The organism is Streptosporangium sp. NPDC023825, assembly GCF_040639575.1.
In the GTDB taxonomy this organism is placed as follows: domain Bacteria; phylum Actinomycetota; class Actinomycetes; order Streptosporangiales; family Streptosporangiaceae; genus Streptosporangium.
Genome location: NZ_JBFAAE010000011.1, coordinates 162,348 through 189,178 on the forward strand (window position 1 = coordinate 162,348; position 26,831 = coordinate 189,178).

The following is a 26,831-nucleotide window of genomic DNA, read 5'->3' on the forward strand; positions in this document are numbered from 1 at the left end:
GGGTGTTCGCGTGAAGACTTTGGGTGAGACTTTAGCCGGGCATGGGCACGACGACTCCCAAATCGGGGATCCGCCTGGTCCTGGACGGGTCGAGAACGTGCTTCACGGCCTCCGGGGAGGGCCGGTCCGCGCACGCCGCGGCGATCGCCCCGCTCACCAGGGCGGTGGCGAAGGAGGTCCCGCTCCAGCGCGCGTAGCCCTGGAAGGCGCCGTGTTCGAGGAAGGTGCTGGACAGCCACTCGCCGCGGGCGCACGCGTCCACCCAGGGGCCGTACGCCGAGAACGGGGCCCTCGCCTTCCCCTCCGCGTCCAGCGCTCCGACGGCGATCACCCCGGGTGACGCGGCGGGCCAGAAGGGGCGGTCGGAGGCGGTGTTGCCCGCGCAGGCCACCGTGACCGTACCGGCCAGCCCTTCCAGGGCGGCCTCCACGAGCGGGGAGGGCCGGTCGTCGAAGGTGTGCCCGCCGAAGGACAGGTTGAGCACCCGCGGCGGTTCGGCCCGCAGCCGTCCCAGGACGTGCAGCAGCCCGGCCTCGTCCCCGATCCCGTGGCCGTCCAGCACCCGGAGCGGCCGCAGCCGTGCCGGCGGGGCCGCTCGCAGGACCAGCCCGGCGACGAACGTGCCGTGCCCCGCCTGGAGGTCCAGCTCGCCGTCGCCGTCCGAGTCGGGTATCTCGGCGGACTCCCGTCCCCGTTCCAGGAACCACGGCCTCTCCCGCCACCAGGGGTGCTCCGCCAGGCCGGTGTCGGCCAGCGCCACCGTCACGGCGCTCGCCGAGGGCCCGGCCGGGGCCGGCTCGGGCGCGGGGAGGGCCGCGCTGGGGAAGGGGCGGGAGGCCGGGCCCCCGAAGTAGAGCGGCTGACCCCTCAGGACGTGGTTGGGGGAGGCCCGGACGCCCCGTGCCCGCACCGACGCCACCAGGTCGCAGACGTCCACGCCCGGTGAGAGCCGCACCCGGTAGATTCCCCCGGTCTCGGTGACGGCGTCGGCCCAGCGGGCGGTGACCGCCAGGCCGGAGGCGTCGGTCAGCATCTGGCCTTTCCTGATCAGGGCGGGCGAACCGGGGATGGGTTCGACCCGTTCGATACCGGTATTCATCTGGTCCTCCGGGGGGGGCGATCACCAGTTCGTGGGGTTTCCTTCATTCCCGAGGATGCCCCGGCCAAGTGCCCGCGCCGCAACATCTCGGTATGACCCCCCTCTGGTGCGACGTCACAACCGACGGTAGTCTCTCCTTCAGTCACTTGTGATCATCCTGGTACGAGGCCGTTGGGGAAGGCGCACCTCGTACGAAACGGGAGGTCCGGTGTCTGCTCGTGGCGTGCTTTACGTCCACTCGGCTCAGCCTGCGCTGTGCCCTCATATTGAATGGGCGGTCGCAGGTGTCCTTGGCGTGCCCGTAGACCTGACCTGGACGCCACAGCCCGCCGCGCCCGGTCATGTGCGCGCGCAGGCCGAGTGGGAGGCCCGTGTCGGTACCGCGGCGGCCATCACCTCGTCACTGATGGGCTGGCAGCGGATCCGCTTCGAGATCACCGAGGACGCCTCACCGGGTGCCGACGGGACCCGGCACGCCTACACCCCCTCCCTCGGCGCCTTCACGGCCGTGGTCGGGGCCACCGGCGACATCCTGATCCCGGAGGACCGGCTGCGCTCCGCCATGCTGATGGCCCGCCAGGGCCGCGTGGTGCTCGAGGAGGAGCTCGACCGCCTGCTGGGCAAGCAGTGGGACGCCGAGCTGGAGTCGTTCCGCTACGCGGGCGAGGGCGCTCCGGTCCGCTGGCTGCACGCCGCGGTCTGATCGGGCATGTCCTGCCGGTGCCTTCCGCTTCCTCGCAGGGGACGGCCGGCGCGGACACGGGTTTGGAACGTGCCCGGCGGCCGTTGCGCCGGGACGGGCGCGGCCCGCGGTGACGCCCTCGCGGCCTCGCCGACGCCGTGACCCCCTGTGACCCCCTGTGACCCCCTGTGATCCTTGTGACCCCTTACGCGGACGGCCTCGCGGGCCGCCCGGCCACGATCGTCCCGCTCCGGGGAACGGCGTCGTCACGCGGAGGTCCCTCCCGCCGCGGGGGAAGGGCGCGGGGGAAGGGCACCGGGAGAACGGGTGAGCCCCCGCAGGCGGGACCGGCGGGGGCTCACCGAACGACCGTCAGAAGAGCGTCAGAGAGGGATGTTGCCGTGGGCGCCCCTGGCGGGGGTCGCCTGGGCCAGGACCCTGGCGATGGCGCCCCGGGTCTCCTCGGGCTTGACGACCTCGTCGATCACGCCGAGCTCGATGGCCCGGTCGAGGCCGCCGGCGAGGATCTCGTGCTCCTCGGCGAGCCTGGTCTCCAGGGCGGCGCGCTCCTCCTCGGGAGCGGCCGCGAGCTCGCGGCGCTTGAGGACGCGGACCGCGGCGACCGCGCCCATGACCGCGATCTGGGTCGTCGGCCAGCCGAACACCCTGGTCGCGCCCAGCGAGCGGGAGTTCATCGCGATGTAGGCGCCGCCGTACGCCTTCCTGGTCACCAGGGTGATCCGCGGCACGGAGGCCTCGGCGAAGGCGTGCAGGAGTTTGGCGCCGCGGCGGACCACGCCGTCGTGCTCCTGGCCGACGCCCGGCAGGTAGCCGGGGACGTCCACCAGGACGACCAACGGCACCCCGAAGGCATCGCACATCCGGACGAACCGTGCGGCCTTCTCCGCCGAGGCGGAGTCGAGGCAGCCGCCCAGACGCATCGGGTTGTTGGCCACCACTCCCACGGTCCGGCCCCCGAGGCGGCCCAGGGTGGTGACGACGTTGGGCGCCCACTTGGCGTGCAGCTCCACACCCGGCTCGTCGAGCAGGCCCGTGACGAGCGGCTTCACGTCGTAGGCGCGGCGCACGTTGTCGGGCAGCAGACCGGAGAAGTCGACCTCCTCGACCTCGGCGCGCGCCCGGCCCTGGTGACCGAGGAGCACCGCCAGGCGGCGGGCCTGCACGTAGGCGTCCGTCTCGGTCTTGGTGACCACGTGGACGACGCCGCTTCGCCTGCTGTGCGGCTCGGGACCGCCCAGGGCGGCCATGTCGATCTGCTCGCCGGTGACGCTGCGGACCACGTCGGGGCCGGTGACGAAGATGCGTCCCTCGTCGGCCAGGATCACGATGTCGGTCAGCGCCGGGCCGTACGCGGCACCGCCGGCGGCGGGACCGACGACCACGGACAGCTGCGGGACCACGCCGGAGGCGCGGGTCATCGCGGCGAAGACGCGGCCGACCGCGTGCAGCGACTCCACGCCCTCGGCGAGGCGGGCGCCGCCGGAGTGCCAGACGCCGATGACGGGAACCCGCTCGCGGACCGCGACGTCGTAGGCGTGCACGATGTGCTCGCACCCCTCGCTGCCCATCGCACCGCCCTGGACGCGGGCGTCGCTGACGAACGCGACGACCGGCACACCCTCCACGCGGCCCGTCGCGGCGAGGATGCCGCTGCGGTCGACCGGCGAGATCAGACGCGGCGAGCCCTCGTCGAGCAGGGCGGAGAGACGCACCTGGGGATCACGGGGATCGAGAGGCTCCTGTCCGGACTCCTCGCTCACCACCCTGTTGCCGAGCACGGTCATCAGCTACCTCCAGCGTGGAGACCCCGGAGCTCAGTCCTGGGCGGGGAACGCGGCGCGTCGCCGCACGGTGTTGGCGGGGTTCCGGCCGTCCGGCGGGAACCCGGGCTGCCGGACCCACCGCCGGGTCGCCGGGCCGACGGAAACCGGGCTGCCGGAACCTACCGGCGGGCAGGCGGGAACCGGGCTGCCGCACCTACCGCAGGGCCGGCGAGATGTGCGGCCGGTGAGGGCCGCCCGCCGGTTTCCCGTCCCCCGCCCCGACCGGAACGGCGACCGCCCGCGAAGCGGGGGCCCGGCCCGTGAGAGCCGGAGTTCCCCGGCTCGCGTCGCGTGAGGGAGGCCGGAACAGGCCTCCGGTCAGAGGCTGGTGAAGGCCACGGCGACGTCGTGCCCGCCGAACCCGAAGGAGTTGTTGATCGCGGCGATCTGGCCGCCGGGCAGGGCACGCGGCTCGTCGCGCACGATGTCGACCTCCACGCCGTCGTCGAGGTCGTCCACGTTGATCGTCGCAGGCGCGCGACGCTCGTGCAGCGCGAGGACGGTGAAGACGGACTCGATGCCGCCGGCGCCGCCGAGCAGGTGACCGGTCATCGACTTGGTGCCGCTGACCAGGGGGTGGTCGCCGAGGACCTCCTTGATCGCCATCGTCTCCACCACGTCACCCGCGGGGGTGGAGGTGGCGTGCGCGTTCACGTGCTTGATGTCCTGGCCAGTGAGGCCGGCGTCCTCCAGGACGCGGCGCATGGCCAGCATGATCCCGGCACCGGAGGGCTCGGGCTGCGCGATGTGGTGGGCGTCGGCCGAGTAGCCGACGCCGGCGGCCACGGCGTAGATCGTGGCGCCGCGCGCGCGGGCGTGCTCCTCGGACTCCAGCACCAGGATGCCCGCGCCCTCGCCGAGGACGAAGCCGTCGCGGCCCTTGTCCCACGGCCTGGAGGCGCGCTGCGGCTCGTCGTTGCGGGTGGACATGGCGCGCATGGCGGCGAAGGACCCGATGTTCAGCGGGTGGATGGCCGCCTCGGTGCCGCCGGCCACGACCACGTCGGCCCGGCCGGAGCGGATCATCTCGATGGCGTACCCGATCGACTCGGCGCCGGTGGCGCAGGCGCTCACCGTGGCGTGGACGCCGGCGCGCGCGCCGATCTCGATGCCGATCCAGCCCGCCGAGCCGTTCGGCATCAGCATGGGGACGGTGAACGGCGAGAGCCGCTGCCACCCCTTCTCCTTGAAGGTGTCGTAGGCGGCGAGGATCGTGGTGATGCCTCCGATGCCGCTGCCCACGACGACGCCGAGCCGCTCGGGGTCGACCTTGTCGATCGCGGCGTGCGCCCACGCCTCTCGGGCCGCGATCAGGGCGAACTGCTCGGCCCGGTCCAGCCGCCGTGACTCCGGCCGGGGCAGGACCTCGGTCGGGTCCACGGCGGAGAGGCCGGCGAACTTCACCGGGACGGAGTCGACCCAGTCGGCCGTGATGTTGCTTATCCCCGACTGACCGGCGAGGAGCGCCGACCAGGTCGAGGCGACGTCCCCACCGAGGGGCGTGGTCGCGCCGAGCCCGGTGACGACGACGCGTACCTGGTCTGTACTCACTGCTGCGCTCCTTGTGAATCGCTGGTCAAATCAATCGGGGGAGAAAGCCGGGACGTCTCAGTTCTGGATGAAGTTGATGACGTCCTTGACGGTCTTGAGGTGCTTGAGCTGGTCGTCCGGGATCTCGACGCCGAACTCGTCCTGAGCGGCGACGGCGATCTCGACCATGGACAGCGAGTCGATGTCGAGGTCGTCGACGAAGCTCTTCTCCGGGGTGACCTCGGTGGCCGGGATCCCGGTGATCTCATTGATGATCTTGCCGATGCCGGCGAGGATCTCCTGCTCGGTCAGAGCCATGTCGCGTGTTCTCCTTGCGATCGGTTTTCTTCTTTGTTTCCCGTGCGGCGGGGCCGCGCGGAAGCTCTAGGGGGATGTTTCAGGGGATCTCGATGACCTGGCCCGCGTAGGTCAGGCCCGCGCCGAAGCCCAGCAGCAGGGCGAGCCCGCCCGACCGCACCTCGCCGCGCTCGATCATCCGGGACAGGGCCAGCGGGATCGAGGCTGCGGAGGTGTTGCCCGCCAGGACGATGTCCTTGGCGACGACGGCGTTGTCCGCGCCGAGCTTGCGGGCGATCGTCTCGATGATGCGGAGATTGGCCTGGTGGGGCACGAAGGCCGCGAGGTCGGCCGGGTCCACCCCGGCGCGGTCGCAGATCTCCTTGGCGATGGGGTGAAGCGCGGTGGTCGCCCAGCGGAACACGGTCTGGCCCTCCTGGTGCAGGAAGGAGTCGCGGTCCTTGATGATGATCGCGTCGAACTTGTCGCCGGCGCTGCCCCACACGACGGGGCCGATCCCCGGCGTGTCGGAGGGGCCGACGACCGCGGCGCCCGCGCCGTCGGCGAAGATCACCGCGGTGGCCCGGTCGGTCCAGTCGATCCACTGGGAGAGCTTCTCGGTGCCGACGACGAGCACGTGGGTGGCCGAACCCGCGCGGATCGCGTCGTTGGCGACCGCGAGCGCGTAGCAGAAGCCCGAGCAGGCGGTGTTGACGTCGAACGCGCCGGGGGCGTCGATGCCGAGCCGCGTGGCCACCCGGCCGGCGGCGTTGGGGATCTGCGTCTCCAGCGTGCAGGTGGCGACGATCACCAGGTCGATGTCGGAGGCCGCCAGGCCGCTCGCGGCGAGGGCCTTGCCTCCCGCCTGCACGGCCAGGTCGATCTCGGACTCGCTGTCCGGGGCGATCCGGCGTTCCTTGATGCCGACGCGGCTCTGGATCCAGGCGTCGTCGGTCTCCATGGTCGCCGACAGGTCGTCGTTGGTGACCACGTTGGAAGGCTGGTAGTGACCGAAGGCCAGGATTCTCGCGCCCGGCGCGCCCTGTGAGATCTTCATTCGTCGATCACCGTTCCTCATGCGACCCGAGGGCGGCTCGCGCGGCCTCGAGGTCGTCGGGGGTCTTCAGGGCGACGGTCGTCACCCCGCGCAGAGCACGCTTGGCCAGGCCGGTGAGCGTGCCGCCGGGGACAAGTTCGATCATCGTCGTGACACCGCGCTCGGCCATCGTGGCCATGCAGGCGTCCCAGCGCACCGGGTTGGCGACCTGGGTGACCAGGCGCTCCATGAACTCGGCGCCGCTCGTGACCGCCGCGCCGTCGCTGTTGGACAGCAGCGTGACGGAGGGGTCGGCCGGCGTGAGACCCGCGGTGGCCTCGCGCAGGCGGCTCGCCGCGGAGGCCATGTGCTCGGTGTGGAAAGCGCCGGCGACCGACAGCGCGATCACCCGGGCCCGCGCGGGCGGCTCGGCCTTGAACGCGGCCAGCTGCTCCAGCGTGCCGCCGATCACGATCTGCCCGGCGCCGTTGATGTTGGCGGGGGTGAGCCCCTTGTCGGCGATGGCCGCGAGGACCTCCTCCTCGACGCCGCCGAGAACGGCGGACATGCCGGTCTCGGTGATCGTCGCGGCCTTGGCCATGGCCTGGCCGCGCTCGCGGACGAGGCCGACGGCCTGCTCGGGGGTGATCACTCCGGCCAGGGCGGCGGCGGTGAACTCGCCCACGCTGTGCCCGGCGACGATGTCGGGGGAGGCCCCGAGAACCTCGGCGACGGCCAGGCCGGCGGCCACGAGCAGTGGCTGCGCGACGGCGGTGTCACGGATCTCGTCCGCGTCGGCGGTGGTCCCGTAGGCGATCAGATCGAGGCCGGCCAGCTCCGACCAAGCGGTCAGCCGATCGGCCACGCCCGGGAGTTCGAGCCATGGACTGAGAAAGCCTGGAGTCTGGGCACCCTGGCCCGGAGCGACGATGACGAGCACAAAATCCAGCCTGCCCTGTAGAGGTTCACTACATGGATAGAGATCCAGACGAAGTTTGTCCCTACTTCTTTGTAGGGAAGCTACAGCGAGAGTTTCGCAAAGGTTAAGTAAAGAGCTCTAAGTCGGCGGCGTTTCGGACAGACGCCCGAGAATCAGCCCCACCTGGAGGGTGAAGGCGGACCGCCCCTCGGTCGGCTGGTAGCCGGTCAACTCCGTGATCTTACGAAGACGGTAGCGCACCGTGTTCGGATGGACGAACAACAGCCGGGCCGTCGCCTCCAGGGAGGTGCCCTGCTCCAGGTAGGTCGCGAGGGTGTCGAGGAGCGGCGTGCCGATCAGCGGCAGGTAGACGTTCTCGATCAGCTGAGCCCTGGCGTCGCCGTCGCCGTCGATGGCCCGCTCGGCCAGCAGGTCCTCGGCGTGGACCGGCCTGGGCGCGTCCGGCCACCCCGCGGCGGCCCGCAGCCCGGCCATCGCCGCCCGCGCCGAGCTGGCGGCCGAGTGCAGGTCGGCCACCTCGGGCCCGATCACGATCGGGCCGGGGCCGAAGCGCGGCACCACGTGCCTGGCCGCCGCGGCGACGCTGTCCGCCCCTCCCACGATCACGATCAGCCGGTCCCCCTGCACCCCGGCCAGCATGTCCAGGCCCGACCTGCGGCCCCGGTCGCGCAGCGCGTCGATCACCGCCTGCGGGTCGTCGTCCGGGGTCTGCCCGGCCAGCACCACGACGGGAGCGGAGGTCCAGCCGAGCGCGGCGGCCCACGAGTGCAGGCCGTCGTCGACCTCGCCTCTGACCAGGGCGTCCACGATCAGCGCCTCCAGCCGCGCGTCCCAGGCCCCGCGGGCCTCGGCCTCCCGCGCGTACACCTGCGCGGCGGCGAACGCGACGTCGCGGGTGTAGCGGAGCATCGCCTGCTGGAGCTGGTCCTCCCCGCCGGGCGCGGCCAGGTCCCCGGTCTGCGCCTCGACCACCTCGACCACGACCCGCACGATGTCGACGGTCTGCTGCAGCGAGATGGACCGCTTCAGCTCCCTGGGCGCGGTGCCGAAGAACTCGATGCTGGGCGTCGGGCGGCCCTCGCCCGCGTGCTGGAACCACTCCACGAACGCGGCGATCCCGGCCTGGGCCACCAGCCCGACCCAGGACCTGTCCTCGGCCGACAGGGCACGGAACCACATGAGCCGGTCGTCCATCCGGGACATGGCGGCCGTGCCCAGCGTGCCCATGGCCCGCTCCAACCGGCGGGTGGTGTCCTCCCGAATCCGGTCCGAGTCGAGATCACTCCCGTCTTCCCCGGTCACGACGTCGCTGTTGCTGAACCCTCGCTCGTTCCGCTCCCTCACGCCACTAAGAGTGCCAGGTCGCGCGAGATGCGCCAGCCGCGGTCACGGACAGCGCGCGCTCCCCGGTCTTGTACGTCCCGCACGAACCGGTCTCGTACGTCCTGCACGAACCGGTCCCGTACGTCCTGCACGTCTTGCACTGACCGGCCTTGTACGTCCCGCAGGAATCGGTCTCGTGCGTTCCGCGAACCGGCCTTGTACGTCCCCGCGGGAGCCGGTTCCGTACGTCCGCCGGGGCGCGGACGTACGGAAGGGAAGGGGGTCGTGCCCGAGCCGGGGCGCGGCCGGACGGCCGTGCGGAGGCTCAGATGACCGCGACGGCGGTGATCAGCCCGATGGCCAGGTGGGTGACCGCGAGCAGCCGGGCGCCCGGCTGGAGCTCCGGCTCCGTGACCAGCTCGCGCACCGAGATGCCGGCCACCTTGTCGAAGGCGAGCATCGCCACGGTCTGCACGGCGATGCCGACCAGGCCGAAGACCAGCGTCGCGAGCAGGCCCTCGTGCAGGGCGCCGCCCGAGGACCAGATGGAGGCCGCCACGATCAGCCCGACGGCTGCCAGCCCCGAGCCGGTGAGCAGGGTCGCGTTGGGGTTGCGCTCCTCCTTGATGAGCTTGCTGAGCTTGCCGGGGGTGACCAGGTCGATCACGTAGAAGCCGACGATCAGCAGGATCACGCCGAGCGCGGCGTAGGAGGCGATCGCGAGCGCGCCGCGCCCGAGGGTCTCGGCGAGCGAGACCGTCACGTCGGACAGCGCGGGCGGCGTGGGCGGCGCGGGGGTGGGACTCATGTGTTGTTTCTCTTTCCGGGACTCAGAGTTCGATGCGGTGCGGGACGAATGACGACGTGTCGTCGGTGATGAACCCCGAGGTCTCGCGGATGCCGACACCCGCCGCCTCGTCGTGGACGACCCAGGCGCCGAGCACGGGGCGCCAGCCCTCGAAGACGGGCAGCGCCTGGAACTCCTGGTAGACGTGTCCCTCGGCGCCGTAGCCGCCGGGGGTCTCGACGTGCTCGCCGGGGGTGACGATCCGCATGCCGGCGCCCTCGCGGCCGAGCAGCGGCTTGACGATGTACGAGGACATGTCGCGGGGACCGTCGAGGTAGGCGGGCAGCAGGTTCGGGTGGTGCGGGTACAGCTCCCAGAGCACCGCGAGCAGCGCCTTGTTGGACAGCAGCATCTTCCACAGCGGCTCGATCCAGGTCGTCGAGACCTGCTGGCGCACCGCCCGCGCCCCGAACGGGTCGGCGACGGCCCACTCCCACGGGTACAGCTTGCAGAGCGAGCGGATCACCCTGCGCTCCATGTCGACGAAGCGGAGGTTGAGGTCGTCCCAGCCGATGTCCTCCATGGCCACCGCGACCGTCTTGAGCCCCGCCTGGTCGGCGGTCTCCTGCAGGTAGGCGAGGGTCATCACCTCCTCGCCCGACTCGTCCATGTTGGTCCAGGCGAAGTGCGTGGGCCCGGTGGGCAGGCCGGTCGAGATCTGCTGCCACCTGGCGATCAGCCGCTCGTGGATGGAGTTCCACTGGTCGTCGTCCGGGTAGCGGTCGCGCAGCCAGAACCACTGCACCACCGAGCTCTCCAGGAGGCTGGTGGGGGTGTCGGCGTTGTACTCCAGCATCTTGGCGGGGCCGGTCCCGTCGTAGCGCAGGTCGAACCGGCCGAACAGGTGCGGGTCGTTCCGCTCCCAGGAGGCGGCGATCTCCGGGGCCAGCCACTCGGGGATCGCGAAGTCGGCGTAGCGGCCCTTGGCGACGACGTGCTCCACGGCGTGCAGGCACATCCGGTGCAGCTCCTCGACCTGGTTCTCCAGGTCGAGGACCTCGTCCATGGAGAAGACGTACTGGACGGCCTCGTCCCAGTACGGGCGGTCGAGGCCCTTGGGGTGGGCCGAGCGGTGGTAGGCGAGGCCGTGGCCCTCGATGACGCTCTCCCAGTCGTCGCGGGGAAGCGAGGTCTCGCGTCTCATCTCCTGCTCACCTGCTGCTCATCGGGCCGGATCAGCTTCCGCCGCCCGATCCGCCGCGCCCGCCGAAGCCGCCCCGCTGGATCACCGTGCCCTTACGGCTGGTGATGTGGACGTCCGAGGGACGCACGGTGGTGCCCTGCCGGATGTGGGCGCCGGACCTGATGCCACCGTAGTACCAGCCGTAGGCGCCCCGTGACCCGTAGTAGTGCCTGTCGTCGTCGCAGTGGTCCTCGTCCACGACCGTGTAGGTGCCGTCCGGCTGCCGGCTGTTGAGGTCGACGCACTCGGCGCCCACCTCCTCGTAGTCCTCCTGCGCGGAGCAGTAACCGATCAGCAGCAGGGAGACGACACCGATCCCGGTGATGGTGATCGCCTTGGAGGCCTTGAAGCCCGAGGACTTGGGGGGCGTTCTGCCCGAAGGGCTCTGCGGTGAGGCCAGTGGGTGTTTTGGTCGTTCGGCCATCGAGCTCCAATGAGATACGTCGCCACAGGCTACCGATGGGGTTTTGTCTGTTCAACCGTCATCCGGATCTTTCGCGGGAAATCACCGCCGCCCGGGCTCACAGCCGTACGGTGACCACCAGCCCCCCGCCGGGACGGGGACGGGCCTCGGCGGAGCCGCGGTGGGCCTGGGCGATCGCGCGGACGATGGACAGGCCGAGGCCGGCGCCCCCGGCCGAGCCGGTGCGGTCGTGGTCGAGGCGGCGGAACGGCTCGAAGAGGTCCTCGACCCGGCCCGAGGGGACGACGCGGCCGGTGTTCTCCACGGTGACGACGCTTCCCCAGCGGTCGCTGCGGGTGCGCAGGACGACCAGGGCGCGCTCGTCGTTGTACTTCACGGCGTTGTCCAGCAGGTTGCCGATCATCCGCTCCAGGAGCACCGGGTCACCCTCCGCCGGGGCCGGGCGCAGGTCGGCGGTCGTCTCGGGAACCGAGGTCATCGCGCTCGCCGCGAGCTCGGCGAGGTCCACGGGCAGGCGTTCGGCCGGCTCGCGCTCGCTCTGCGCGAGCAGGAGCAGGCCCTCGATCAGCCGCTCCTGGCGGGCGTTGGCGTTCAGCAGCTCGGTACCGACCGTCCTGACCTGCCGGGGCAGCTCGGGGTCGGTCATGGAGACCTGGAGCAGCGCCCGGTTGATCGCCAGAGGGGTGCGCAGCTCGTGGGAGGCGTTGGCGACGAACCTGCGCTGGCTGTCGAAGGCGCGGCTGAGGCGTTCCAGCATGGAGTCGAAGGTGTCGGCCAGGTCCCGGATCTCGTCGCGGGGACCTCCCAGGGCGATCCGCTCGTGCAGGGTGCTCTCCGACAGGCGGCGGGCCGCCTCGGTCATCGTCTGCAGCGGGGCCATCGCCCGGCGGGCCACGATCCAGCCGATCGCCAGCCCGGCCACCCCGACGACGGCGACCGCCAGCAGGGACCACTGGAGCATCGACCCCATCACGTCCTCGCGGTACTGGCTCCGCGCGTCGCTGACGGCCCGGAGGAAGAGCGTGTCCTTGGGCAGCGACATCATCACGGACGGCTGCGCCGACGGTTTCAGGGCCGCCAGCGCCTCCGGGACCCCCTGGACGGTCATCTTCGCGGGCCGGGAGAGCACGTCCTGCACGAACAGGTAGTTGACCCCGACGAACACGACCCCCACCCCGAAGAACAGGCTGCCGTAGACCAGGGTCAGGCGCAGCCGCACCGAGACGCGCCGCGAGGTCAAAGCCGGTATCCCGACCCGGTCACCGTCTCCACCACCGGCGGGGCGCCGAGCTTCTTGCGCAGGGTCATCACGGTGACCCTGACCGAGTTGGTGAAGTGGCTGATGTTCTCGTCCCATGCCTTCTCCAGGAGGTCCTCGGCGCTGACCAGGCCGCCGTCCGCGCGCATCAGGATTTCCAGTACCGCGAACTCCTTGGGGCTCAGCGCCACGTACCGGCCGTCGCGGAAGACCTCGCGGCGGCCGGGGTCCAGGGTGATGCCCGCCCTGCTCAGCACCGGCGGCACCGACTGGGGAGACCGGCGGGCCAGCGCGCGCAGCCGGGCGACCAGTTCGGGGAAGTCGAAGGGTTTGGTGAGGTAGTCGTCGGCGCCGATCGACAGGCCCTCGACCTTCGAGCGCAGGTCACCGGCGGCGGTCAGCATGATGATCCTGGCGGGGATCCGGTCGGCCACGAGGCGGCGGCAGACCTCGTCCCCGTGCAGCACCGGCAGGTCCCGGTCCAGCACGATCACGTCGTAGTCGTTGACCGCCGCCCGCTCCAGCGCCGCGTCGCCGTCGTAGACGACGTCCACGGCCATGGTCTCCCGGCGCAGGCCGGTCGCCACGATGTCGGCGAGCACCCGCTCGTCCTCCGCAATGAGCACTCGCATGGATGCCATCCTGCTTTTCCGTGGCTAAACACCGGATAAAGGGTCCCCGGCCTGCGCCGTTCAGCCCGCGCCGTTCAGGCGGTGCTGAGAGCGAGGGCCGCGCCGTTCAGGCGGTGCTGAGGGCGAGGGTCGGCGACATGCGCGCCGCGCGCATCGCGGGGTAGATCCCCGCGACGGTCCCGGCCAGCAGGGTCGCCCCGGCACTGCCCGCCAGGGCCCAGAGGGGAACCACGGCGGGCAGGCCGCCCACGGCCGCGTACCCGACCGTCACCAGCGTCCCCAGCACCGCCCCCGCGGCGCCGCCCGCGCCGGACAGCAGCAGCGACTCGGCCAGGAACTGGGCGCGCACCTGGCCCCTGGTGGCGCCGAGCGAGCGCCGCAGGCCGATCTCCCCCCGGCGCTCCAGGACCGAGATGACCATGGTGTTGGCCACCCCCACCCCGCCGACCAGCAGCGCCACCCCGCCGAGGCCGAGCAGCAGGCCGGTGAGGGCCCCGTCGGCCGCCGCCCTGGCCACCAGCGCGTCGGACGGCCGGCTGACCTCCACCTCCTCGGGGTTCTCCGGGTTGACGGTCCTGGGCAGCACCTCCCGTACGTCGCCGACGGCCTCGTCGGCCGAGCGGGTGTAGAGCGTGGTCGGGTGGCCGTCGAAGCCCAGGTGGGTACGGGCGGCCTCGAAGCCGGTCAGCACGGACCGGTCGATCTCCGGGGCGAGCGGCGAGGGAGCCAGGACGCCGACGACCGTCCACCACTGCCTGCCGATCCAGACCTGGTCGCCCACGTCCCGCAGGCCCAGCCGCGAAGCCGCCACCGCTCCGAGCACCACCGCCCGCTGCTCTCCCGTCGCCCGGTTGAGCCAGGCGCCCCGCTCGATCCGGGTCTGGAGCGTGGCCGGCAGGTCCAGCGAGGCCGCCCGGACGGCGATCCCGCCGGTGTGCTCCCGGGGGATCGCGGGGGTCCGCCGCACGCTCTCGCCGGTGTCGCCCGTGGCGCTCGCGCTCGTCACGGGACCGATCCCGGCGGCCATGGCGACCGATCTCTCGGGCAGTGTGGCCGCGTCGCCGAAGAGGGTCTGGCCGGGGGTGACGGTGAGCAGGTTCGTACCGAGCCGGTCGAGCTCGTCGAGGAGCCTGGCCTTGCTGGAGGAGGAGATCCCGACGACCGAGACCATGGTGGCGACGCCGAGCGCGATGCCGAGCGCCGACAGCACCACCCGTCCCGGCCGGGTCCGCAGCCCGGACGCCCCCACCCGCAGCAGGTCCGCCCAGCCGAGCCGCCCCGGCGCCAGGTCACGCCCGGTCCCGGCGCTCATGCCGTACCCCCCGTGCTCCCCGCGCGGGTCGTGCCGAGAGGCCGCTCGTCGGCGACGATCATCCCGTCGCGCAGCCTGACGCGGCGCGGGGCGGTGGCGGCCACCTCCTCGTCGTGGGTGATGATCGCCACGGTGGTGCCGGAGGCGTTGAGCTCGCGCAGGATCGCCAGCACGTCCTGGCCCGAGGAGGTGTCGAGGTTCCCCGTAGGCTCGTCGGCCAGCAGCAGCGACGGTCCTCCGGCCACCGCCCTGGCCACCGCGACCCGCTGGCACTCGCCACCGGACAGCTCGTGCGGCCGGTGGGCCAGCCGGTGCCCGAGGCCGACACGCCCGAGCGCCTCGGCGGCCCGCTCCCGCCGCTCCCGGCGCGGGACGCCGCCGTACAGCATCCCGTCGGCGACGTTGTCGAGCGCGCTGACCCCGGCGGCCAGGTGGAACCGCTGGAAGACGAAGCCGATGTGCCGGGCCCGCAGCGCGGACAGCTCCCTGTCGGGAAGCGTTCCCGCGTCGTGCCCGGCGATGCGGACGGTCCCGGCCGAGGGGCGGTCGAGAGTGCCGATCAGGTGGAGCATGGTGGACTTTCCCGACCCCGACGGGCCGACGATGGCGACGAGCTCGCCCGCGTCCACCCGCAGGTCCACACCCCGCAGGGCGCGTACCCCGCCCGGGTAGCTCTTCTCCGCCCCCGACAGCTCGATCACCGCCCGTCGCCCGGCCCGCACGGCGGGGTCCTGCGCGGGATTCCGGGAGGCCGGGTCCTGTGCGGGGTTCTGTACGGCGGGGTCCTGTACGGGATTCCGGGAGGCCGGGTCCTGTACGGCGGAGTCTTGTGCGGGGTTCTGTACGGCGGGGTTCCGGGAGGCCGGGTCCTGCGCGGCGGGGAGGGGCGGTCGTTCGAGGTTCCGGCTCATGACCGCGGCACCTCGGCCTTCATGCCCTCGGCGAGACCGCTCCCCGAGACCTCGACGCGGCCAGCCGCGAACAGGCCGGTCTCGACCGGGACGATCCGGCCACCCTCCAGGCGCAGGCCGTACCCGCCCTCGCGCAGGGCGAGCAGGGCCTCGACCGGTACCGACAGCACGTCCGCGTGCAGCTCGCTGCGGAGGTTCACCGTCACGGGGGCCTGGTCCAGGCGGCCGAGGTCGCCGGGGTCGTCCAGGGTGACGTCGAGGTCAACGGTGGACTCGCCGGTCGGCTGCCCGTTCTGCCGCACGGGCTCGGCGACCGTGCCGACCGAGGTGATCCGGCCCCTGCCCTCGCCGCCGCCCGGCAGGTCCACCGTCACCCGGGCGCCGATCCTGGCGAGTCGCTGGTCGTCGGAGTCGAGGTCGACGTGGACGACCCTGCGGGTGCTCGTCGTGGTCACCACGGACCGGCCGGCCGCGGTCCCGGCCTCCGCGACCACCTCGGCGATCCTGACCGGGCCCGAGGCGACCGCGACCTGCGCCGCGCCGACCGTGCCGGTCTCGGCCAGGCCCACCTTCTCCTGCCACTCCCGTACGGCCTGCTCGGTCCGCCAGGAGAAGTCCCCGTCGACGGTCCCGGGGTCGTGGCCGAGGGCTTGGAGGTTGCGTTCCAGCTGCTCGACGTCCTTGCCGCCGGTTCCAGAGGACAGAGTGCGGTACATCGGTATATCGCCGTACATGAGGATCACCGGTCTGCCGTCCACCCGGTAGAGCCAGCCGCCCCGGCGCACGACGGCGCCCGCCTTCCTGACCCGGGTCACCGTTCCGGGGGCGTGGTTGGGCAGTTCCCTGCGGCCCGCGTAGCCGAGCGTGCCGTCCACCGCCTCGGTGTCCACCAGATCCGAGCGGGTGATCTCGGCCACCGGCGCCGGGGCCGCCGAGGCGGCGGCCGGGACTCCGTCCTGGCCGGTCAGCGCGACCGCCGTCACGCCCCCCGCGCCGAGGAGGACCGCCGCGGCCGTCCCGGCGAGGACCCCGCCCCGCCTCACGGCCGCTTCCCGAGACCGCCGCCGGGCAGGTGCTTCTGGCAGGCGTCGATCGCCTTCCTCGTCCGCGGCGACTGCGGATCCATCCCCTCGCCCCCGATGCGGACCGGGCCCCCCGAGAAGTCGGGGTCCTTCATGTCGACCCCGTTCTCCCGCATGCACCGGGCGAACCTCAGGAGGGCGTCCTGGGTCTTCGGGTCGTTCAGCATTTTCTTTCCGGAACCGATCGGATTGTATTTACGACAGGCATCCGACGCCTTTTTCAGGGTCGCGTCGTCGGTTTTTCCGCGCAGCATCACGTTGCCGCCCCCAGGTTCAGGATCGGGCATGTCGACCCCGTTCTCCCGCATGCATTGGGCGAATTTCAGCCCGTCGGCCTGCGACGACGCGGAAGAGGACGCGGAGGGGGCGGCCGAGGCGGCCGTTTCCCCGGCGGAGGCGACCTTCGCGCCCCCAGCCTGCCCGCACCCGGCCAGCGTGGCCAAAGAGATGAGCGCCGCAGCTGTCACGTATTTGTTCATCGCCATTCCCTTCGTATGGGAACAGGTATAGCGAAGACCCTGTTAAAAACTCCCTAAGCGAATTCGCTTAACTCGTCCTTACGTCCGCGGTCCGGTGGAGGAGGGCGATCGCCGCCGTCAAGCTGCTGCACGTGCGCTTCACCGAGGAGGCCCACGCGCGCTCCCGCTTCGCCCGCGAGCCGGCGGCGGCCCGCAGGGTGGCCGCCTTCTGCACCGTCCGGGTGCTCGCCGCCGACCTCGACGGCGAGGCGCCCTACATCGCGAGCGAGCTGATCGAGGGCCCCTCGCTGCGCGAGATCGTCGAACGCGACGGGCCACTGGCCGGGGAGGCGCTCGACCCCGCGCAGTGCGCGTCCCGCGTGGCCGACGGCAGCGTCGACGCCATGGTCGGGGACGACCTGCTGATCGTCGGCTTCGGTGTCCGGCTGCGCGACGTCAAGGTCGAGATCGCCGGGCTCAGGCTCACCACCGAGAGGTACGGCGTCGCGCTCAGGTCAGGAGATCCCGTGGCGTGCCGGAAGATCAACGAGGTGATCACCTCGATGTACGCGGCCGGGACCATGGAGCGTCTGCTCGAAGAGCACCTGGGCAGGGTCGGCTTCCGCTTCGAGACCGTGCGGCCCCGCCTGGAGACCTGCTGAGGCCGGCTCGCTCAGAGCAGGCCGTTTCGTCTGCAGACCCTGAGCGGGCCCGCTTCGAGACCGTGCGGCCCCGCCTGGAGACCTGCCGGGGCCCGGCGGGGATCCGCCGGGCGTCTCCCGGGACGTCGCCTCACGAGCCGGTGCAGACGATCCCCCTGTCCGGGACCTTCCCGTCGATCAGGTAGGCGTCGATCGCCTTCTTGACGCACGCGTCACCGGACAGGTAGGCGCCGTGTCCCTCACCCTTGTAGGTCACCAGCACGCCCGTCCTGAGCTCCGCCGTCAGCTTCGGCGCCCACTCGTACGGCGTGGCGGGGTCGCCGGTGCCGCCGACCACCAGGATCGGCGCCGAGCCCGTGGCGTTGATCCGCCTGGCCTCGTCGTTGCCGGGGACCGGCCACATCGAGCAGATCAGGCCCATTCCCGCGCCGCCGAACAGCGGGGAGACCTTCAGCGTCTCGTCCTCCAGCGCGTTCAGCTGCTCGGGGGTGGGCCGCTCCGCGGTGTCCGCGCAGCTGATCGCGGGGAAGCTGCTCATGAGCGTCGTGTAGCTCCCGTCGGGCTGGCGACCGCTGTAGCTGTCGGACAGCGCCAGCAGGATCCGCCCGTCGCCCTTGATCGCCTGGCCCAGCGCCTGGTCCAGCAGCGGCCAGGTCGCCTTCGAGTACAGCGCGGCGGCGATGCCGGTGCCCGCCAGCCCCTGCGTCAGGAGGCGCTTGCCGACCTTGAGCGGCTTGTCGTTCAGCTCGTCCATGAGCTTGATGACGTTCTTGTCGGCGATGGTCGCGTCGCTGCCGATCTCGCACTCTCGGGGCTGCTTCGCGCAGTCCTTCAGGAAGGCCTCGTAGGCGTGCTGGAACCCCTTCGTCTGGACCATCGTGCGCGTCGCCAGGGTGACGCTCGGGTCCAGCGGGGCGTCCAGCACGAACCGGCCCACGTTCTTCGGGAACCTGGTCGCGTAGACCGCGCCGAGCTGCGTCCCGTACGAGATGCCGAAGTAGTCCAGCTGCTTCTCGCCCAGGGCCGCGCGGAGGCGGTCCATGTCCGCGGCGGCGTTCACGGTGCCGATGTAGGGCAGCAGCCTGCCGGAGGTCTGCCGGCAGGCCGTCACGAACTCCTTGGTGGTCTCCCGGCTCCTGGCGCGCTCGGCCTCGTTGGCGGGCAGGGTGTCCATCGCGGTGAACCGCTCTATCACCGCGCTGTCCCCGCACCTGACACCGGAGCTGCGGCCGACCCCGCGCGGGTCGAAGCTGACCAGGTCGTAGCGGCTGTTCAGGGTGGTGAAGGCCTTGGCGGCCTGGCTCATGGTGTCGACGCCCGAGGCGCCGGGGCCGCCGAAGTTGAAGACCAGCGAGCCGATCCGCCTGCCGGGGTCCGTGGCCTTGACGCGGATGACGGCGATCTCGATGGACTCGCCGTCCGGTTTGGCGTAGTCGAGCGGGACCTTGAGCTTCCCGCACTGCTGGGCGGGGTCCTGTTTGGAGGGCGTCTCGCCGCCGGGCCGCTTGATGTCGGTGCACGGGCCCCAGGCGATCGACTCCGCGGGGGTGGCCGTCGTCGCCGGGGTGGCGACCGGTCCGGAGGTGCCCGAGACGGTACTGCCCTCGACGGTCCCGCCCCTGCCGGCGTCGTCCCCGCCGGAGCCGCCACCGCAGGCGGAGAGCGCGGTCGACAGGGCCGTGACCGTCACGGCCACTCTAAGGATTCTTGCCATGGAACAGCTCTCCCCTGGAATCGTTCGCCGGGGGGAGCGACTAACACTAACCGGGCGGGCCCTCCATGGAAAAGGAGAACCCGCCCGGGGACGATCAAACTCCCATGGACTGGGTGTCGTTGCTCTCGGCGCCCGCGGCCTCGGTGACGCCGTTCTTCAGGTGGTACATGGAGATGGCGTCGCCCAGCACCTCCTGGTCGAGCTCGCCCCGGTTGACCAGCTGGGTGAGCACCGCCAGGGTGATCGAGGCCGCGTCCACGTGGAAGTGGCGGCGCAGCGCCGACCGGGTGTCCGACAGGCCGAAGCCGTCGGTGCCGAGCGAGCTCCAGTCACCGGGAACCCACTGGGCGATCTGGTCCTGGACCGCCCGCATGTAGTCGCTCACGCCCACGAACGGCCCCTGGGCCCCCGACAGCGCCTGCGTGACGTACGGCACGCGCTTCTCGGCGTCGGGGTTGAGCATGTTGTGCTCCTCGGCGGCGAGCGCGTCGCGGCGCAGCTCCGCCCAGGAGGTGGCCGACCACACCTCGGCCGCCACGCCCCAGTCCTCGGCCAGCATCCGCTGGGCCTCCATGGCCCACGGCCCGGCCACGCCGGACGAGAGGATGTTGGCCTTCGGCCCGGACACGGACGGAGCCGGGGCGAACCTGTACAGGCCCTTGAGCAGGCCCGCCACGTCCAGGTCCGCGGGCTCGGCGGGCTGGAGGTAGGGCTCGTTGTAGACGGTCAGGTAGTAGAAGACGTTCTCCGGCTCCTCGCCGTACATCCTCCGCAGGCCGTCCTTGATGATGTGGGCCACCTCGAACCCCCACGACGGGTCGTAGGAGATCGCCGCCGGGTTCGTCGAGGCGATCAGCGGGGTGTGGCCGTCCTCGTGCTGCAGACCCTCGCCGTTCAGCGTGGTGCGGCCGGCGGTGGCGCCGAGCAGGAAGCCCCGGCCCATCTGGTCGGCGAGCTGCCACATCTGGTCGGCGGTGCGCTGCCAGCCGAACATCGAGTAGAAGATGTAGATCGGGATCATGTGCTCGCCGTGCGTGGCGTACGACGAGCCGACCGCGATCGTGGAGGCCATCGAGCCCGACTCGCTGATGCCCTCGTGCAGGATCTGACCCTCGGTCGACTCCTTGTACGACAGCAGCAGCTCGCGGTCGACCGCCTCGTACGTCTGGCCGTGCGGCGAGTAGATCTTCGCCGTCGGGAAGATCGCGTCGAGACCGAAGGTGCGCGCCTCGTCCGGGATGATCGGCACGAACCGGTGGCCGATCTCCTTGTCGCGCATGAGGTCCTTGAGCAGGCGGACGAACGCCATGGTGGTGGCGACGTTCTGCTTGCCGGAGCCCTTCTTCAGCTGCGCGTAGGCGGCGTCGCCGGGAAGCTTGACCGGCTTGGCGCGCGTCACGCGCTTGGGCAGGAAACCGCCCAGGGCCGCGCGCCGCTCCTTCATGTACTGGATCTCGGGGTCGTTCTCGCCCGGGTGGAAGTACGGGGGGAGGTCGCCCTCGAGGGCGGAGTCGGGGATCGGCAGGTAGAGCCGGTCGCGGAACTCCTTCAGGTCGGCCTTCGACATCTTCTTCATCTGGTGCGTCGCGTTGCGCGCCTCGAAGTCCTTGCCGAGGGTCCAGCCCTTGATGGTCTGGGCGAGGATGACCGTCGGCTGGCCGACGTGCTCGCGGGCCGCCTTGTAGGCCGCGTACACCTTGCGGTAGTCGTGGCCGCCGCGCGACAGCTTGCGGATGTCCTCGTCCGACAGGTGCTCGACCATCTTGCGCAGGCGCGGGTCGTCACCGAAGAAGTTCTCGCGGATGTATCCGCCGGTCTCGACGGAGTACGTCTGGAACTGGCCGTCGGGGACGGTGTTCATCTTGTTGACCAGCACGCCGTCGACGTCGGCCGCCAGCAGCGGGTCCCAGTCGCGGCCCCAGACGACCTTGATGACGTTCCAGCCGGCGCCCCTGAAGTAGGACTCCAGCTCCTGGATGATCTTGCCGTTGCCGCGTACCGGGCCGTCGAGGCGCTGCAGGTTGCAGTTGATGACGAAGGTGAGGTTGTCGAGCTCCTCACGGGCCGCCAGGCCGATCGCGCCGAGCGACTCGGGCTCGTCCATCTCGCCGTCGCCGAGGTAGCACCAGACGTGGCTGCGGCTGGTGTCCTTGATCTTCCGGTTCAGCAGGTAGCGGTTGAACCGGGCCTGGTAGATCGCCCCGATCGGGCCGAGACCCATGGAGACCGTGGGGAACTCCCAGAAGTCGGGCATCAGGCGCGGGTGGGGGTAGGAGGGCAGGCCCTTGAACCCGTGCGAGAGCTCCTGGCGGAAGGCGTCGAGCTGCCCCTCGTTGAGGCGGCCCTCCAGGAAGGCGCGGGCGTAGATGCCCGGCGCGGCGTGGCCCTGGAAGAAGACCTGGTCGCCGGACTCGCCGTGATCCTTGCCGCGGAAGAAATGGTTGAAACCCACCTCGTAGAGCGAGGCGGCGGAGGCGTAGGTGGCGATGTGCCCACCGACGTTGGTGCGGGCGTTGGCCCGAGTCACCATCACGGCCGCGTTCCAGCGCGTGTAGGCGCGGATCCGGCGCTCGACGTACTCGTCGCCGGGGAACCAGGGCTCGCGCTCCGGCGGGATGGTGTTGATGTAGTCGGTGCTGCGCAGGCCGGGCACCCCGACCTGATGTTCGCGGGCGCGCTCCAAGAGCCGGAGCATCAGATAACGGGCCCGAGTGCGACCTTCCGTCTTTATGACGTTGTCGAGCGACTCGAGCCACTCCTGGGTCTCGCTGGGGTCGACATCAGGAAGCTGGCTGGGTAGGCCGTCGCTGATGATCGAGAAACGCTGGCGTCCGGAAGCCACTGGGTCTCGCCTTCCGAGGATGGACTTTTGTCTGGTGTAGGTCGTCTTCCATCCTGGTCGCTTACCCCGGAAAGTGCATCTCTACTTACCGGTAACCAGGAGATCTCTGCTGGCAGTGATACGAAAGTGGCCTAGACCACCGATGGTAGGACGAATCACCGCCAAAGGTTACATCGAGATTCCCCCTTTTTTACAGGTTCCCGTACCCCTGGGAATCCGGGACCCGCCGTCTCGCCTGTCCTGTCGCCTGTTCCGTGAGGCCCCCGGGAGCTCCAGGAGGCTCCGTGAGGTCCTCCGGAAGGCGTTGTGAGGCACTTCCCGGAGCTTCCCCGAGGGTCCCTTCCGAGAGCTCCACGAAGTCCGTTGAGGAGCTCCGTGAGGTCCTCCGGGAAGCCCTTCTGTGCGGGTCCTCCGAGAAGCCCTCCGCGAGGTCCTCCGTGAGGTCCTCCGGGAAGCGGAGAGCGCCCTCCCGCCGCCGGATGTGCCCGGACATCGTGGTCGAGACCCTCACCTGTACGCAACGTACGATCCTCCCCTGAAGTGCCCTGCCGGCCGCCCCCCGCACCGGCTTTCGCCCTGTTTCCCGCTACTTTCCCGTTACCTCTTCCGATTGAGGGTTCCGGTCGAAGGCCGGCCGTGACTCCCGACGAAGATCGGCCCCGGCGGGGTCGGATTCGCCGTCCCCCGGCTCCCTCCGTGGCTCTCCCCTTGGTTTTCTCACGGTTTTCCTCGCGGAGGGAGCCAGGAGGAGGCAGGGAGGGGGCGGGGATGAGGACAGGGGTGGGCACCCGGACCGCGGCGCTCCGTGCCGAACTTGTAACGATTCGCCCACCGGCCGGGAGCGGCCCGCGGCCGGCACCGGGAGGGGAAGGCCGCGAACCACTCCCCGAGGCGCCCTCGACCGCGGGGAGACCTCCGCCCGGCGAGCCCTCGCCGGGCGGGACCGGGCGGGGCCGGTGCCGTGCGATACGAGATCGGCGAATCGGTGGCGCCGGCCCGGCCGGAGAGAAAGGCCCCGATCGAGGCCGCGCCGAGAACCCGCGCGCCGTGACCGCCCTGTTCCCGCAAGCGGTCCGCATGATCCGCCCCGGTGAACGCCGGGGTGCCGGAGACGGCCGCCATGATCGTCACGTTGTCGGCGGCGGCCGGCACGCGAGGCCGTCGCCGGGCCTCGTGGCCCGGACATGTCACATCCGGCTCACATCCGGCCGGGACATCACGAAACCGCACCCCGGCTTCTCCCGCCGGAGGAACGGTCCACGCGCGGACATTCCGGGAACCGGACACGGCGATCTTGTCGCCGTGCCGGTAGGAGATCTGGTGCCGGCGGGGACCACCCGCCGCCCCCGGGGCCGGGTGCGGTCGTCATCGCAGCTCACGATGGATCGTAGGATCGGTATGTGAGATCTCAGACGATCGAGGTGGTAACGGGTTCCCGGGAACGGGTGCACGACATCACCTCCGAGTGCGAGAGCTTCGTCCGGTCATGTGGGGGCGACGGCCTGTTGAACGTCTTCGTACCCCACGCGACCGCGGGGGTCGCGCTGCTGGAGCTGGGCTCAGGCAGCGACGACGATCTGCTCGCGGCCCTGGAGGGTCTGCTTCCGGCCGACGACAGATGGAGGCATGCGCACGGATCACGAGGGCATGGACGGTCGCATGTCATGCCCGCCCTCATTCCGCCGTACGCCACCGTCCCGGTTCTCTCCGGGCGGCTCGCGCTGGGAACCTGGCAGTCCATCGCCGTGGTGGATCTCAACGTCGACAATCTGGAACGCCAGGTCCGTTTGTCATTTTTGTCGGACTAATTCATACGTAGCCCAGTCGTTGCCGTGGCGACCGTTGACGACTGAGGGTCACAGCGTGTGGACTGTGCCGAAGCACTCTGAGCACCGTGTGATTGCGGGGCCATTCAAGCAGGAGGGACAAACGTGAGCGCGACCGCGGGTCAGGCGCAGGGCGAACGCGGCCTGGCCGAACGACTCGGCCTCAAGCCGGGTCAGGTGGTGCAGGAGGTCGGATGGGATGAGGACACCGACGACGATCTGCGCGACTCCATCGAGGAGCTGACCGGTAACGAGCTGGTCGATGAAGACTTCGAGGACGTCGTCGACGTCGTGCTGCTCTGGTGGCGTGACGGTGACGGCGATCTGTTCGACGCTCTGAGCAGCGTGGTGACCAACCTCACCGACGGCGGCCAGATCTGGCTGCTCACTCCCAAAGCCGGCCGGGACGGGCACGTGGAGCCGAGCGACATCGGGGAAGACGCGACCACTGCGGGTCTTTCGCAGACCAGCAGCATCAGTGCCGCTCCCGACTGGTCGGGGACGCGTCTGGCGACGCCCAAGGCGCGCCGCTAAGGGTCCGCCCTGCCGTACGGCTCACGCGGGCCGTACGGCAGGATGATGACGCCTGCCGTCAGCCGAGGAAAGGAGCCCCGATCATGGCGATCGAGGTGGGTGGCCAGGCTCCCGACTTCGAGCTGAGGGACCAGCACGGCACCCCGGTCAAGCTTTCCGGGCATCGGGGCAAAAAGATCGTGCTGATCTTCTACCCTTTCGCCTTCAGTGGCGTCTGCGGCAACGAACTCGACGCCGTCCGCGACGAGTTCGGCGCCGACATGCCGGAAGACATTAAAGTTCTTACGATTTCAGTTGATTCAATCTTCGCTCACCGCGCGTGGGCGGATCAGCAGGGCTACGCCTTCTCACTGCTCTCCGACTTCTGGCCGCACGGACAGGTCTCGCGGGCATACGGTGTATTCGACGACGAGAAGGGCTGCGCGGGACGCGGGACCTTCATCATCGACGGCGAGGGTGTGGTCCGCTGGCGTGTCGTGAACCCGATTTCGCGGGCCCGCGACGTCGCCGAGTACCGCAAGGCGCTCGCCGAACTTCCCTAAGCGGTGATCCGGCGGACGCCCGCTCGCAAGGTGCCTGCCGGTCCGACCTCTCGGAGGCGATCATGCCCTGCTTCTCCTGCGGGGCCAGGCAGACCGACCCGATCCGTGGTGCCAGTCCGTGGACGCGCGGAGTGCGCGACGAGACACAGGTGCTGATCTGCCCGGACTGCCGGCGCACCCACGAAGCCGACCTCGACACGTGCTCCTCGTGCTGCTCCGTCGCGCTCATCTGCCGGTTGGGCGAGGTGGAGTGCCGCTCCTGCGGCTCGGTGCGCCCGGCACGAGGCGACGGCAGCCTGTCCGCCTCCTACGCGCCCGGCCTGGCCGACGAGGTGGAGGCCGCTCTGGCCAGGGTCCTGCGCCGGGTCCCCTGAGGACCCACCCGGCCCCACCCGGCCCCGGCCGTTCCCGGAGCCGTCCGGGCGCGCATCGGGCACGGGCGTGTCCCGGTCGGAGGGGGGATCCCCGGGCGACGGGCGGCCCGCCAGCACCTCCCGCCTGTCCCGCCGGTACGGGGGAGATCCCTCCATTACGGCGTGCCGGGCGTGCGCTAGTGTCGGGCTCGGTCCCGCCCCTTCGACCCGCTGGATAGGTGCATGAGCTCCTTCGTTGTTGCCCTTGACGTCGGTGGAACGTCGATGAAGGGCGGCCTCGTCACCCGTTCCGGTGAGATCCTCCGCACCGACCGGCGCGCCACCCCGCGTAACAGGGGGCCGGCGGCCGTCATCGCGACGATCCGGTCCTTCATCGACGACCTCGCCGCCGCGGGAGGCGGCACTCCCGAAGGGGTCGGGCTCGCCGTACCCGGCCTGGTCACCGCCGAGGCGGCTCTCTACTCCGCGAACATCGGCTGGCGCGACATCCCGGCGACGGATCTCGTCCCGCTGGACGTCCCCGTCATGCTCGGGCACGACGTCCGTACCGGTGGCCTCGCCGAGAGCGTCCTCGGTGCGGGCCGCGAGCTCTCCGACTTCCTGTTCCTGCCCATCGGCACCGGTATCGCGGGTGCCACGATCCTGCACGGCGAGCCGTACGGCGGGAGTGCCGGATGGGGTGGCGAGATCGGCCACATCCCGGTCTTCCCGGAGGGCGAACCGTGCGCCTGCGGCCAGATCGGCTGCCTGGAGACCTACGCCTCCGCCTCCGCCGTGGCCCGCCGCTACTCCACCCGCGCCACCGCCACCCTCGGCTCTCCTGTCTCTTCCCTCGCCCTTCCCTCCTCCGGCACCTCACCTGTCGCCGCCTCTGTCACCGCTGAGCAGGTCGCCGCCCTGACCGCCTCCGGTGATCCTCTCGCCACGGAGATCTGGGGAGACGCGGTCGAGGCACTCTCCCTCGCCCTGGCCACCTACACGCTTCTCCTCGACCCCTCCGCCATCGTCCTCGGCGGCGGCCTCGCCGAAGCGGGCACTCTCCTCTCCGACCCCCTGGCCGAACGGCTCCGGCAACGCCTCGCCTTCCGCCAGGCCCCGCCCCTGCGCCAGGCCGCCCTCGGCGTGTCCGCCGGCATGCTCGGCGCCGCCCTCCTCGGCTGGCGCGCCGCCGGCCTCCCCGACGCGGGAACCACGTGGTCTCTCGATGTACTGAAGTCCCCCCGGGTGGCGTAAAGTGTTATCCCGTCTGTCCAACGGGATTCCCCGGGCGCTTAGCTCAGCGGTAGAGCGCTCGCCTTACAAGCGAGATGTCACTGGTTCGAACCCAGTAGTGCCCACCAGCCAAAACGCCCCGTTCCTGATCTTCAGGACGGGGCGTGAGTGACTACTGAGATTAAATCTTCAGGGTTAGGCCAGCTCGAAGGGTAGACCGGTCTCGTTGAAGAAGCCGGTGATGAGATCGGGCCGGTATTGCATGCG

25 protein-coding genes and 1 tRNA gene are annotated in these 26,831 nt (G+C 71.0%); 8 read left to right on the forward strand and 18 right to left on the reverse strand.

The features are described from left to right. Positions 1 to 31 precede the first annotated feature (31 nt). Positions 32 to 1,099 (reverse strand): S8/S53 family peptidase, encoded by a 1,068-nt coding sequence (locus tag AB0G15_RS13410; protein WP_362838467.1) that lies wholly within the window; start codon positions 1,097 to 1,099, stop codon positions 32 to 34. Between the two features lie 208 nt (positions 1,100 to 1,307). On the opposite strand from AB0G15_RS13410, the gene AB0G15_RS13415 reads away from it, so the two are divergent. Next, positions 1,308 to 1,802 (forward strand): DUF3145 domain-containing protein, encoded by a 495-nt coding sequence (locus tag AB0G15_RS13415; protein WP_344747901.1) that lies wholly within the window; start codon positions 1,308 to 1,310, stop codon positions 1,800 to 1,802. Between the two features lie 362 nt (positions 1,803 to 2,164). Here AB0G15_RS13415 and AB0G15_RS13420 read toward each other — a convergent pair whose 3' ends face one another. From AB0G15_RS13420 to AB0G15_RS13490, 15 genes are all read right to left on the reverse strand, one after another. After that, entirely contained in the window at positions 2,165 to 3,586 is a 1,422-nt protein-coding gene (locus tag AB0G15_RS13420; protein WP_362838470.1) for a carboxyl transferase domain-containing protein, read from the reverse strand. A 357-nt stretch (positions 3,587 to 3,943) separates the two neighbouring features. After that, on the reverse strand, positions 3,944 to 5,176 hold the full coding sequence (gene fabF, locus AB0G15_RS13425; protein WP_362838474.1) for a beta-ketoacyl-ACP synthase II: 1,233 nt from the start codon (positions 5,174 to 5,176) through the stop codon (positions 3,944 to 3,946). 57 nt (positions 5,177 to 5,233) lie between these two features. Further along, complete coding sequence (locus AB0G15_RS13430) at positions 5,234 to 5,473, reverse strand: acyl carrier protein (protein ID WP_350945978.1); 240 nt, start codon at positions 5,471 to 5,473, stop codon at positions 5,234 to 5,236. Between the two features lie 79 nt (positions 5,474 to 5,552). Continuing rightward, on the reverse strand, positions 5,553 to 6,509 hold the full coding sequence (locus AB0G15_RS13435; RefSeq protein ID WP_362681935.1) for a beta-ketoacyl-ACP synthase III: 957 nt from the start codon (positions 6,507 to 6,509) through the stop codon (positions 5,553 to 5,555). A gap of 7 nt (positions 6,510 to 6,516) precedes the next feature. Beyond that, positions 6,517 to 7,428 carry an ACP S-malonyltransferase gene (locus tag AB0G15_RS13440; RefSeq protein WP_362838477.1) on the reverse strand — a complete coding sequence of 304 codons (912 nt, stop codon included), beginning with the start codon at positions 7,426 to 7,428 and terminating at the stop codon, positions 6,517 to 6,519. Between the two features lie 117 nt (positions 7,429 to 7,545). Further along, the gene (locus AB0G15_RS13445) at positions 7,546 to 8,655 is read right to left on the reverse strand and encodes a helix-turn-helix domain-containing protein (protein ID WP_362838531.1); all 1,110 of its coding nucleotides are present in this window, start codon (positions 8,653 to 8,655) and stop codon (positions 7,546 to 7,548) included. A gap of 421 nt (positions 8,656 to 9,076) precedes the next feature. Beyond that, on the reverse strand, positions 9,077 to 9,559 hold the full coding sequence (locus AB0G15_RS13450) for a DUF350 domain-containing protein (protein WP_362681929.1): 483 nt from the start codon (positions 9,557 to 9,559) through the stop codon (positions 9,077 to 9,079). 22 nt (positions 9,560 to 9,581) lie between these two features. Beyond that, positions 9,582 to 10,742, reverse strand: coding sequence for a glutathionylspermidine synthase family protein (locus tag AB0G15_RS13455; RefSeq protein ID WP_362838479.1), 1,161 nt, complete (start codon positions 10,740 to 10,742; stop codon positions 9,582 to 9,584). Between the two features lie 31 nt (positions 10,743 to 10,773). Further along, the gene (locus AB0G15_RS13460; RefSeq protein WP_362838482.1) at positions 10,774 to 11,205 is read right to left on the reverse strand and encodes a hypothetical protein; all 432 of its coding nucleotides are present in this window, start codon (positions 11,203 to 11,205) and stop codon (positions 10,774 to 10,776) included. A 97-nt stretch (positions 11,206 to 11,302) separates the two neighbouring features. Beyond that, entirely contained in the window at positions 11,303 to 12,445 is a 1,143-nt protein-coding gene (locus tag AB0G15_RS13465) for an ATP-binding protein (protein WP_362838485.1), read from the reverse strand. Next, positions 12,442 to 13,095, reverse strand: coding sequence for a response regulator transcription factor (locus AB0G15_RS13470; protein ID WP_362838487.1), 654 nt, complete (start codon positions 13,093 to 13,095; stop codon positions 12,442 to 12,444). The genes AB0G15_RS13465 and AB0G15_RS13470 overlap by 4 nt, the downstream gene beginning before the upstream one ends. A gap of 106 nt (positions 13,096 to 13,201) precedes the next feature. Next, positions 13,202 to 14,407, reverse strand: coding sequence for an ABC transporter permease (locus AB0G15_RS13475; protein WP_362838489.1), 1,206 nt, complete (start codon positions 14,405 to 14,407; stop codon positions 13,202 to 13,204). Beyond that, a complete protein-coding gene (locus AB0G15_RS13480; protein WP_362838534.1) occupies positions 14,404 to 15,108 on the reverse strand; it encodes an ABC transporter ATP-binding protein in 705 nt (234 codons plus the stop codon). Before AB0G15_RS13480 ends, AB0G15_RS13475 begins: the two co-directional genes overlap by 4 nt. Before the next feature lie 206 nt (positions 15,109 to 15,314). Next, positions 15,315 to 16,361 (reverse strand): peptidoglycan-binding protein, encoded by a 1,047-nt coding sequence (locus AB0G15_RS13485; RefSeq protein WP_362838493.1) that lies wholly within the window; start codon positions 16,359 to 16,361, stop codon positions 15,315 to 15,317. Next, entirely contained in the window at positions 16,358 to 16,879 is a 522-nt protein-coding gene (locus AB0G15_RS13490; RefSeq protein ID WP_362838496.1) for a hypothetical protein, read from the reverse strand. The genes AB0G15_RS13485 and AB0G15_RS13490 overlap by 4 nt, the downstream gene beginning before the upstream one ends. Before the next feature lie 131 nt (positions 16,880 to 17,010). Here AB0G15_RS13490 and AB0G15_RS13495 point away from each other — a divergent pair, with 131 nt between their 5' ends. After that, on the forward strand, positions 17,011 to 17,520 hold the full coding sequence (locus tag AB0G15_RS13495; protein ID WP_362838498.1) for a transporter substrate-binding domain-containing protein: 510 nt from the start codon (positions 17,011 to 17,013) through the stop codon (positions 17,518 to 17,520). Between the two features lie 130 nt (positions 17,521 to 17,650). On the opposite strand, the gene AB0G15_RS13500 is transcribed toward AB0G15_RS13495, so the two are convergent. Both AB0G15_RS13500 and aceE read right to left on the reverse strand, forming a co-directional pair. Continuing rightward, positions 17,651 to 19,234 carry an alpha/beta hydrolase gene (locus AB0G15_RS13500; RefSeq protein ID WP_362838500.1) on the reverse strand — a complete coding sequence of 528 codons (1,584 nt, stop codon included), beginning with the start codon at positions 19,232 to 19,234 and terminating at the stop codon, positions 17,651 to 17,653. Positions 19,235 to 19,328: 94 nt separating this feature from the next. Beyond that, entirely contained in the window at positions 19,329 to 22,076 is a 2,748-nt protein-coding gene (gene aceE / locus AB0G15_RS13505) for a pyruvate dehydrogenase (acetyl-transferring), homodimeric type (protein ID WP_362838503.1), read from the reverse strand. Between the two features lie 1,400 nt (positions 22,077 to 23,476). On the opposite strand from aceE, the gene AB0G15_RS13510 reads away from it, so the two are divergent. The 6 genes from AB0G15_RS13510 (at position 23,477) to AB0G15_RS13535 (ending at position 26,692) form a co-directional block, all read left to right on the forward strand. Beyond that, positions 23,477 to 23,884 (forward strand): secondary thiamine-phosphate synthase enzyme YjbQ, encoded by a 408-nt coding sequence (locus AB0G15_RS13510; protein ID WP_329084204.1) that lies wholly within the window; start codon positions 23,477 to 23,479, stop codon positions 23,882 to 23,884. 123 nt (positions 23,885 to 24,007) lie between these two features. Further along, on the forward strand, positions 24,008 to 24,436 hold the full coding sequence (locus AB0G15_RS13515; RefSeq protein WP_329084203.1) for a DUF3052 domain-containing protein: 429 nt from the start codon (positions 24,008 to 24,010) through the stop codon (positions 24,434 to 24,436). 83 nt (positions 24,437 to 24,519) lie between these two features. Further along, entirely contained in the window at positions 24,520 to 24,978 is a 459-nt protein-coding gene (locus tag AB0G15_RS13520) for a peroxiredoxin (RefSeq protein ID WP_362838506.1), read from the forward strand. Between the two features lie 131 nt (positions 24,979 to 25,109). Next, the gene (locus tag AB0G15_RS13525) at positions 25,110 to 25,352 is read left to right on the forward strand and encodes a hypothetical protein (RefSeq protein ID WP_362838509.1); all 243 of its coding nucleotides are present in this window, start codon (positions 25,110 to 25,112) and stop codon (positions 25,350 to 25,352) included. A 222-nt stretch (positions 25,353 to 25,574) separates the two neighbouring features. Further along, positions 25,575 to 26,585, forward strand: coding sequence for an ROK family protein (locus tag AB0G15_RS13530; protein WP_362838512.1), 1,011 nt, complete (start codon positions 25,575 to 25,577; stop codon positions 26,583 to 26,585). A 32-nt stretch (positions 26,586 to 26,617) separates the two neighbouring features. Then, a tRNA-Val gene (locus AB0G15_RS13535) sits at positions 26,618 to 26,692 on the forward strand. The last annotated feature ends 139 nt before the right edge of the window (positions 26,693 to 26,831 follow it).

What these genes read in the sequence shown, in the direction of transcription:
- AB0G15_RS13410 (WP_362838467.1), bottom strand. Translation starts at nt 1,099, where the DNA reads ATGAATACCGGTATCGAACGGGTCGAACCCATCCCCGGTTCGCCCGCC.
- AB0G15_RS13420 (WP_362838470.1), bottom strand. Translation starts at nt 3,586, where the DNA reads ATGACCGTGCTCGGCAACAGGGTGGTGAGCGAGGAGTCCGGACAGGAG.
- AB0G15_RS13430 (WP_350945978.1), bottom strand. Translation starts at nt 5,473, where the DNA reads ATGGCTCTGACCGAGCAGGAGATCCTCGCCGGCATCGGCAAGATCATC.
- AB0G15_RS13435 (WP_362681935.1), bottom strand. Translation starts at nt 6,509, where the DNA reads ATGAAGATCTCACAGGGCGCGCCGGGCGCGAGAATCCTGGCCTTCGGT.
- AB0G15_RS13445 (WP_362838531.1), bottom strand. Translation starts at nt 8,655, where the DNA reads ATGGGCACGCTGGGCACGGCCGCCATGTCCCGGATGGACGACCGGCTC.
- AB0G15_RS13450 (WP_362681929.1), bottom strand. Translation starts at nt 9,559, where the DNA reads ATGAGTCCCACCCCCGCGCCGCCCACGCCGCCCGCGCTGTCCGACGTG.
- AB0G15_RS13455 (WP_362838479.1), bottom strand. Translation starts at nt 10,742, where the DNA reads ATGAGACGCGAGACCTCGCTTCCCCGCGACGACTGGGAGAGCGTCATC.
- AB0G15_RS13460 (WP_362838482.1), bottom strand. Translation starts at nt 11,205, where the DNA reads ATGGCCGAACGACCAAAACACCCACTGGCCTCACCGCAGAGCCCTTCG.
- AB0G15_RS13470 (WP_362838487.1), bottom strand. Translation starts at nt 13,095, where the DNA reads ATGCGAGTGCTCATTGCGGAGGACGAGCGGGTGCTCGCCGACATCGTG.
- AB0G15_RS13475 (WP_362838489.1), bottom strand. Translation starts at nt 14,407, where the DNA reads ATGAGCGCCGGGACCGGGCGTGACCTGGCGCCGGGGCGGCTCGGCTGG.
- AB0G15_RS13490 (WP_362838496.1), bottom strand. Translation starts at nt 16,879, where the DNA reads ATGAACAAATACGTGACAGCTGCGGCGCTCATCTCTTTGGCCACGCTG.
- AB0G15_RS13500 (WP_362838500.1), bottom strand. Translation starts at nt 19,234, where the DNA reads ATGGCAAGAATCCTTAGAGTGGCCGTGACGGTCACGGCCCTGTCGACC.
- AB0G15_RS13520 (WP_362838506.1), top strand. Translation starts at nt 24,520, where the DNA reads ATGGCGATCGAGGTGGGTGGCCAGGCTCCCGACTTCGAGCTGAGGGAC.
- AB0G15_RS13530 (WP_362838512.1), top strand. Translation starts at nt 25,575, where the DNA reads ATGAGCTCCTTCGTTGTTGCCCTTGACGTCGGTGGAACGTCGATGAAG.